The organism is Candidatus Phytoplasma melaleucae (genome assembly GCF_030588185.1).
Lineage (GTDB): Bacteria > Bacillota_I > Bacilli_A > Acholeplasmatales > Acholeplasmataceae > Phytoplasma > Phytoplasma melaleucae.
Genome location: NZ_JAOSID010000001.1, coordinates 101,629 through 109,339 on the forward strand (window position 1 = coordinate 101,629; position 7,711 = coordinate 109,339).

At 26.3% G+C, this 7,711-nt stretch carries 7 protein-coding genes; 1 reads left to right on the forward strand and 6 read right to left on the reverse strand.

Going from position 1 to position 7,711, the window contains the following annotated elements:
- Positions 1 to 43 precede the first annotated feature (43 nt).
- From ftsH to rpsT, 3 genes are all read right to left on the reverse strand, one after another.
- Positions 44 to 1,978, reverse strand: coding sequence for an ATP-dependent zinc metalloprotease FtsH (ftsH, locus tag OC680_RS00400; RefSeq protein ID WP_304515146.1), 1,935 nt, complete (start codon positions 1,976 to 1,978; stop codon positions 44 to 46).
- A 65-nt stretch (positions 1,979 to 2,043) separates the two neighbouring features.
- Entirely contained in the window at positions 2,044 to 3,339 is a 1,296-nt protein-coding gene (gene serS, locus OC680_RS00405; protein ID WP_304515147.1) for a serine--tRNA ligase, read from the reverse strand.
- A 160-nt stretch (positions 3,340 to 3,499) separates the two neighbouring features.
- Positions 3,500 to 3,766 (reverse strand): 30S ribosomal protein S20, encoded by a 267-nt coding sequence (gene rpsT, locus OC680_RS00410; RefSeq protein ID WP_304515148.1) that lies wholly within the window; start codon positions 3,764 to 3,766, stop codon positions 3,500 to 3,502.
- 627 nt (positions 3,767 to 4,393) lie between these two features.
- On the opposite strand from rpsT, the gene OC680_RS00415 reads away from it, so the two are divergent.
- Complete coding sequence (locus tag OC680_RS00415) at positions 4,394 to 4,831, forward strand: Hsp20/alpha crystallin family protein (RefSeq protein ID WP_304515149.1); 438 nt, start codon at positions 4,394 to 4,396, stop codon at positions 4,829 to 4,831.
- Between the two features lie 97 nt (positions 4,832 to 4,928).
- Here OC680_RS00415 and smpB read toward each other — a convergent pair whose 3' ends face one another.
- From smpB to OC680_RS00430, 3 genes are all read right to left on the reverse strand, one after another.
- Complete coding sequence (smpB, locus tag OC680_RS00420; protein ID WP_304515150.1) at positions 4,929 to 5,381, reverse strand: SsrA-binding protein SmpB; 453 nt, start codon at positions 5,379 to 5,381, stop codon at positions 4,929 to 4,931.
- Positions 5,382 to 5,557: 176 nt separating this feature from the next.
- Entirely contained in the window at positions 5,558 to 6,085 is a 528-nt protein-coding gene (locus tag OC680_RS00425; RefSeq protein WP_304515151.1) for an inorganic diphosphatase, read from the reverse strand.
- A 126-nt stretch (positions 6,086 to 6,211) separates the two neighbouring features.
- Positions 6,212 to 7,462 (reverse strand): hypothetical protein, encoded by a 1,251-nt coding sequence (locus OC680_RS00430; RefSeq protein WP_304515152.1) that lies wholly within the window; start codon positions 7,460 to 7,462, stop codon positions 6,212 to 6,214.
- Positions 7,463 to 7,711: the final 249 nt, after the last annotated feature.

Sequence of the window (7,711 nt, forward strand, 5' to 3'; positions counted from 1 at the left end):
ATTGATTAAAAAACCTATGAACTATTACAGTTTATCCTAATCATCATTGAGGATCTTGAGTTGTTTGAATTTGATTTTTTTCATCAGCAAGTCTTTTCTTTTCTTCTTCTAACCAAATAATTTTCCCTGTTTTATATATTTCTTCTATGTCTTTAGATACCAAAGTTTCAATTTCTAATAAATATTCTACAATTTTAGTTAAAAGTTTTTTATTATCTAAAATAGTTCTTTTAGCCAATTCATAACAATTAGAAATGATATTTTGGATACTCTGATCAATTTCTAAAGCTTTTGAATCTGAAAAATCTTTGTTATTAAATTGAACTAATCCTAAATCGCTCATACCATATTTAGTTACCATCAATTTAGCTATTTCTGTGGCTTGTTGAAAGTCTGAATGAGCTCCGCTAGAAATATCATCCAAAAATATTTCTTCAGATGCTCTACCAGCTAATAAAACAGTAATTTGAGTCAATAATTGCTTTTTAGATAAAAAAACATGATCTTCTTCTGGCAACATCAAATTATATCCGCCCGCATCGCCACGTGGAATAATAGTTATTTTATGAATTTTTCTACCATTTTCAGATGTTAATCCTAGTACGGCATGTCCTGCCTCATGATAAGCTACCAAATTTTTCTCTTTTTGAGAATATTTACCAACTTTTTTAGTTGAACCAACTAACACGCGATCAATAGCTTCATTAATATCGTCATTTTCAATTTTAAAACTTCTTCTTCTGGTAGCTAACAAAGCTGCTTCATTCAAAATACCTTCTAATTGAGCTCCGCTAAAACCTGGCGTTTGTTTAGCTATTTCATCTAAATTAATATTATCTGCAAGTTTTTTATTAGACGCATGTAATGTTAAAATAGCTTTACGATCTTTAATGCTTGGTAAATTAATAGTAAAACGACGATCAAACCTGCCAGGTCTTAATAAGGCTGAATCTAAAAAATCAGGTCTATTAGTGGCAGCAATTACAATAACTCCTATATTTTGGTTATAACCATCTAATTCAATTAATAATTGATTTAAAGTTTGTTCCTGTTCGCTATGACCAGATTGCATACCCCTCTGACGAGCTAATGTTTCAATTTCGTCTATGAAAATAATACAAGGAGAATTTTGTTCTGCTGTTTTAAATAAATTTCGAATACGAGCTGCACCAACTCCCACATATTTTTCAACAAATTCTGACCCAGAAACAGCTAAAAAAGATACTCCCGCTTCACCAGCTACTGCCTTAGCAAGTAAAGTTTTACCTGTCCCAGGAGGACCTGATAATAAAACACCTTTAGGAATACGAGCTCCCATATCTTTATATTTTGTTGGATTTTTTAAAAAATCAATTAACTCCCGCATTTCCTCTTTTTCTTCTTCAGAGCCTGCAATATCTTTAAAAGTTAATCTAGATTTTTTATCATATTTGTTATTAGGTTGAATGTTGTTGTTTTTATCTGAAAATTGATCCATAAATCTATTTGTAGTAGTTTTAAATAAAGTAAATAAAAAGTAAAGTGTTAGTATAAGTATACACCACGAAATAGTCTTAAATAAAGGACCAAACCCCCAATATGGATCTAATTTTCGAGGACTACTTAAAATACTCTGATATCTGAAATTATTTGGGTTTTTCTTTATTTTCTCTTGAATCTTATCAGTTATTACGTCATAAATATGACCTGTAACTGATGTATATAATTTAGTTTCTTTTTCAGCAAAAAGGTCATTATACACTAATTGTTCTACTTCTAAATCATATAAAACAGGGAAATCACTGACTATTATGGGTTTGATCTGAAGGATTTTACTATCATCTACTTCTAACCCATATAATAATTCCCCTATGTAAGTTTCTTTTTTAATTTTTTGTTCCAATTTATTATATAAAGATGTAAAAAAACCTACTAATAAAATAATAATAATAACATGCCAAATACTAATTTTATCTAAATTATATGGTAATTTTTTCATAAATTTTTTCCTTAAAAAATTATTTATATTTTACTCATTAAAATCTTTACTGCACCATGCACTAATCAATAAGTCGAGTTTGTTTTAATAATGTCAATACCTAAGTATTTTTGTAAAACCTCTGGAACAACAACGTGTCCATCTTTATTTTGATAATTCTCTAAAATAGCTGCCATAGTTCTTCCAATAGCTAGCGCAGAACCATTTAAAGTGTGAATATATTGCCTTTTATCTTGACTATTAATCCTGAATTTAATATTAGCTCTTTTGGCCTGAAAAGTTTCTGCGTTACTAATAGAAGCTATTTCATAATATTTTTGTTGACTAGGCAACCACACTTCAATATCATAAGTTTTAGCCATACTAAACCCTAAATCCCCAGTAGATAATAAAACAATTCGGTAAGGCAATTCTAATTGTTGTAAAATTGTTTCTGAATCCTTTAACATTTGATCTAATTCCATATAAGAATATTGAGGCTCTACAAATTGAATTAATTCAACTTTATTAAATTGTTTTTGCCTTAAAATACCTCTAGTATATTTACCGGCAGCTCCTGCTTCTTGTCTAAAACAAGTAGTGTAACTTACATATTTAATGGGCAATTGATTAACATTAAAAACTTCATCACGATGTAAATTAACAGTAGGAACTTCCGCCGTCGGATTTAAATACCAATTTTTTGTGTTTAAATCAAGTTTAAAAACCTCTTTTTCAAACTTTGGCAATTGACCAGCCGCAAACATAGATTTATCGTTAACAATAAAAGGGGGGGTGATTTCCAGATAATTTTTACGCACATGAACATCAATCATAAAATCGATTAAAACTCTTTCTAAACGAGCCCCCATCCCTTTTAAAGTAACAAACTTACTGCCTGTAATTTTAGTTGCTGTTTTAAAATCTAAAATATTTAATCTCTCTCCTATTTGTACATGATCTTGCACTAAGAAATTTTTAACTGGGATATTTTGGGGATAGCGGTATATTTCTATGTTATCATGAGTGTTTTCTCCAATAGGAACTGAATCGTGTGGTATGTTAGGGATACTATATAAAATATTTGTAATCTGATCTTCGATAATCCCCAAATTTTGTTTTAATCTTGCTAAATCTTTTTTTAAAAGTGACATTTCTAAACAAATATCGTTATCTATAACTCGTTGTTTTAGCTTGGATGAAGAAATTAAACTTGATAATCGATTATTTTTAAATCTTATTTTTTCTATTTGAATGACTAACTTTTTTTTAGATTGATATAAATCAACTAACTCCTTTAAAAAATTACAATTAATTTTTCTGGTTTGTAATTTGGCAATAACAAAATCTATATTATTAAGTACAAATTTTATATCTAACATAAAAACAACAGTTATCCTTTGTTAATATAATTTCAAAAGTTTCTTAATAAAATACAAAATAATTTATAGAAAATAAAAAAGAAATAACAAAGAACCAAGTAAATTAAAAAAATTCTGTACAAAATTGTTGGATCAATTTTTTTTAAAATTCTTTTTTTATTTATGTTTGCATATTGTTAAATAATTTGCTTAAACGTGATTTTTGTCGAGCTACAAAATTAGCACCAAAAACACCCTTAGATAGACTTTTATCTAATTTTTTATGAACTAATCGTAAAAATAAAGTAGCTTTTTCCTCTTCTACGGAAGTAACATAATTTTTAAACCTCTTAACAGCCGTTCTAACAGATGCTTTAAAAGCAGCATTTCTTAATCTTCTGGTCTCGTTAGTTTTATTACGTTTTTTTTGTTGTTTAATATTTGCCATTTTTCCCCTCTTACATGCGTTGAATTAAATTTATTTACATGTTCTATATTGCATGCAAAATATTATGGATGATTTATTTACTTAAACAAAGCTGAATTAAAATTCCATATTTTTGTATTAGATCTTGAAAAATATATACAAAAAATTATTTAGAATCTAATATTTAACTAGTATTTTAAAATGTTTATTTAAATGATAAATCAATTAATTTAATTCTTTATACTACTATTCTACACATATTCTCATTATTTAGATATAGTTTTATTTCATATTAAAAATATTTTCATTTATAAAGATAAGTAATTTTTTCAAAATCATTTTTTTAATTTTTATTTATAAAAATCATTCTCATGAATCAACTACAATATTCAAATTTAATTATCCAAAAATAAAGTGATGAGTAAAGTTTTACAATTAAATAAAAATAATAATGATAAGCTTCTTAAAAAGACTTTTATTTGAAAAATCTACTACTACTTTTTTTACTAATCCATGCAATTCTTATTATATCATGATTCATTTTAAGATTGAATTAAATACAAAAATTTGTTAAAATAACCGTGGTGAATTATTTCAGAAAGTTAAGTTACACCATGCTAGATAATGAAAGAAGGAGATGGTTTGTCAATGTCAACATTATTACATTTATTTAATCAAAATAAAGATTTAATAGAAAATTTTTTGGATGATGTTTATAAAAACGAAAACTTTGCTGGTAGTGTATCGCATTTTGCCAAAACTGATATTTATAAATGGGATAATTTTTATGAGATAATCATAGAAATGCCTGGTTTCACTAAAGAAGATATTCAAATTTATGTACAAAATGATTGGTTGGTTGTAGAAGCTAAACCGAAAGAAAAACCAGAATACAAAGAAGAAAATAAATCATGTAAACTAGTACAAAAAGAAAGAATTAGCGGCATGATTAGACGCAGTTTTCGAGTTGTCGAAGGGTTAAGTATAAATGATATCCAAGGTAATTTAGAAAATGGATTATTAACTCTCAAAGTTAAACAAGAAACTCAAGAACAACACAAGAAAGAGTATTTAAAATTAAAGTAAGTTAAATTATTAAAAATAAAAAAAATTCAAAAAAATTTTTTTGAATTTTTTTTATTTTTAAAACTAACAATAACATCTGACAAGTTAAGTATAAATATTAATATTGAATATTTTTTAAAGCTTTTTTTATTTTTAATTCATCATCTTTTTTCTTTAACTCATATCTTCTATCATACTTATTTTTAGCGCGAGCTAAAGCAATTTCTAATTTCAACAAATTTCTATCAGAAAAAACTCTTAATAAAACAACAATCATCTTTTTAATTTGAATTTGACTTTTAATTTGTAAAATTTCTTTTTTATGAAGTAAAAGTTTTTTTTTTCTATTTTCTTCATAATTAAAGAAATGACTAAAATTATACTTATTAATTCTCATGTTAAAAATAAAAAGTTCATTTCCTTCAAAATAAACATAAGAATTATCTAAATTAACTTGCCCTAAACGAATAGATTTGACTTCATTACCTAAAAGTTTAACACCTGCTAAATACTTTTTGTACAAAAAATATTCATAAGAAACTTTTTTATTGATAATAATATTTTTCATCATTGTATTATTTCACATCTCTCTCTTCCGTTGTTTGGTGGACTTACAAAGGCAAACCCCCCAAATAAACTACATACAAGAGGGTTAAGATACATATCGAAATATAATAAACTAAAAATTTATATACTAATAATAACCAAAAACAAAAAAATCGAATCAGTCCACATATAGAAGAAGGTTTATTTCAGATTTTTTTGATATTTGTTTAAAGCTGTTTTAACAGCTAATAACGCTTCAGCTTTATCTAAAATTTCTTTTATAATAACATTTTTATTTTCTAAATCTTTGTAATGTAGTAAAAAATGTTTAATTTCAGATAATAAAGGCGAAGGAAGATCATTTATATTCCGATATTTTTCCATAATAAAATCTTTTGTTGGCACAGCAATAATTTTATCATCTAATTCGTTATTATCAATCATCTTGATAATACCAATGGGATAACACTCTACCAATACCATAGGATCTAAAGCTTCTTGAGATAAAACAAAAATGTCAAGAGGATCATTATCATCACAAAGAGTGAGCGGAATAAAACCATAATTAACCGGATAACGAAAAGATGTTTTTAAATAACGATCTAAAAATAAATAACCTGTTTCTTTATCCATTTCATACTTTTTTTTGCTTCCGCCTGGAATTTCGATAAAAGCAATGACTTTCTCGTCGGAAAATCTATTTAAATTTATATTTTGTAACGAATACATGACATAAAACCCTTTCTTTTCGGAACCTCCCTAATCTAGTTTTATAACCTTAACCTAAAAGAAAAACTAATTTAATCGACTAGAAACTGCAATTTTTTAATTTAATTTCATTAGCGAATAAATTTATTACTTCAATGTTTCACGCTTATTAAATAAAAATTTTGCTTGCGTAAATAAAGTTTTCTCTTCTAAAATATTAATAGATAAATGTTGAAAAAAAGAATAGTGTTCTTGTTTATTCATATGAGAAATCAAAACTTTATCAACAAATCTTAATTGTTCTTGTTCGATGATTTCATCTCTAAAAATTTCATATAAACTAAGAAAAAAATTCTTATCAGTGTCATTTTGTTCTAATTTTAAAGCGAAACCAATAGTCAAATGTTCTTTTCTCTGGGAAACATCAAAATTCATTTCTTTTAATGGTTTTGTGCTTTTGTTATTGATAGAATAATGAAAAGAAAAAACTTCAGGTCTAAACGAACGACTCAAATTTTTAATTAAGTGAAATATTAAACTTTGATCTAAAATCTCAATATCATCTGCAGATATAATTTGGTCTAACAATTGATGAACTGATATTTTCATTTCTTCTAAAGAAATTTCTGATTTCATTATATCTACTAAATTTTTAACATAAAAAACCAAATGCTGTTTGAATTTGTCTAAATTATTTTCTCTTAAATGCATAATTTCGTAAATTAATTCTAAAACTGAATACCCTTTAACCTGACAATTGCAAAACGCAATATTAACTGAATTAATCAATTTAGCGTTTTGATGTTTGAAATAAAAATATCCTAAAGATGGTATTTTATGTAATAGGCGATAAAAATCAATAGATTCTAAAGCTATTCTCTCATATTTATCATCAATAAATTCTTCTTTTATACCAAATAAATTTAAGCAACTAAATAACAATTCTATTTTTGGTATATTATATTCAACAACCCCGAAGCAAAATTGCTTCCAATTTAACCATTCTTGAAAAGCAAGACACGGAACAGTTTTAACAGAGTTAATATTGTAAAATAATCTTATTTTTTTAGATAAAAAAGAACCTGAATTATGTTTATAACCTATCAGTAAGTGTTTTTTTTTTGATAAATCATAATCATCAATTAACAAAATAAGATCACTTTCTTTCTCGGCGTCATTACGTTTAGAACTAGACTGATCCGGATCATAATCATCATTATTTAGTTTTGGATTCTTTGTTGCTAAATTATTATCTTTCAAAAAAGTTAATTCTAGCTCTTCTTCTTGCTTTTCCGTATTGATTGCGTAAACATTATCTATACTTAAAGAAAAAAAAATAACAAAAATAATTAATAAAATATTATTAGTTTTACCTAAAAAAAATGTATTTTTTTTCAATATCTCTTTTTTTTATTGCTCATTTCTATTTAGTTCAAATATGTAAAAAAATTTCCACAAATTAATATAAAAATGGTGGCTCTGGGCAGAATCGAACTGCCGACACGAGGCTCTTCAGGATGGCGGATAGAAATATTGCGCCTTGTTTAAATAAATCAGGTTTCAATATGCCCCCCCCCAAACCGGACAGGCCAGTCTCCTGGCATCCGGCTTTCCAAGTGCAACTTGCAAAAGGGCATCAACCTTTCC